The sequence below is a fragment of the Paenisporosarcina sp. P4_D4 genome (genome assembly GCF_056401835.1).
Genome location: NZ_JBFUIO010000385.1, coordinates 1 through 776 on the forward strand (window position 1 = coordinate 1; position 776 = coordinate 776).

General features: G+C 41.9%; 2 protein-coding genes. Both read left to right on the top strand.

What is annotated here, in order from left to right:
* Window positions 1-290: (d)CMP kinase (locus tag AC1DSL_RS18995; protein ID WP_477533445.1), on the top strand; the 290-nt coding region annotated here is incomplete at its 5' end.
* Window positions 291-320: 30 nt separating this feature from the next.
* Window positions 321-776: lysophospholipid acyltransferase family protein (locus tag AC1DSL_RS19000; protein ID WP_477533446.1), on the top strand; the 456-nt coding region annotated here is incomplete at its 3' end.

Consider the following 776-nt stretch of genomic DNA (forward strand, 5'->3'; position numbering starts at 1 on the left):
GACGAGATATTGGTACTCATGTACTCGTTGATGCTGAATTGAAAATCTTCATGTCTGCTTCTGTCGATGAACGGGCAAAAAGACGTCAATTGGATAATGAGCAACGTGGAATTAAATCCAATGTCGACCAGTTGAAAGAAGAAATTGAAGCACGCGACAAATTCGATAGCGAACGTGAAGCTTCTCCACTTGTACAAGCAGTAGATGCTATTTATTTGGATACAACACATCTAAACATTCAGGAAGCTGCACAACAGATCATTCAGTTAGCTAAAGAGAGGATGAGCTAAGTGAACTTATACAAATTTGCTAAATCACTTGTGTGGACGGCTTTATATCCGGTTTATCGTTTTGATATAAAAGGGTTGGAACATTTCCCTAAAACGGGCGGGATTCTTATATGTACCAATCATATTGACGCTCTTGATCCGCCTGTTGTCGGTATTACGTCGCCACGACCTGTACATTTCATGGCAAAAGAAGAGTTATTTAACATGCCCATCCTGAAACCATTATTGCCAAAAGTGAACGCTTTTCCTGTCAAACGAGGTTTGAGTGACCGTGAAGCATTAAGAAGGGCTTTAGCTATTTTAAAAGGCGGGGACGTGATGGGAATATTCCCGGAGGGCACACGCAGTAAAAATGGTGAGCTTGGGAAAGGATTTTCCGGTGCCGGTTTTTTTGCTCTGAAAGGTGAGGCAGACGTAGTTCCTTGTGCCATCATTGGTCCTTACAAGCCATTTAAACGTTTGAAAGTTGTTTACGGTGAACCCATT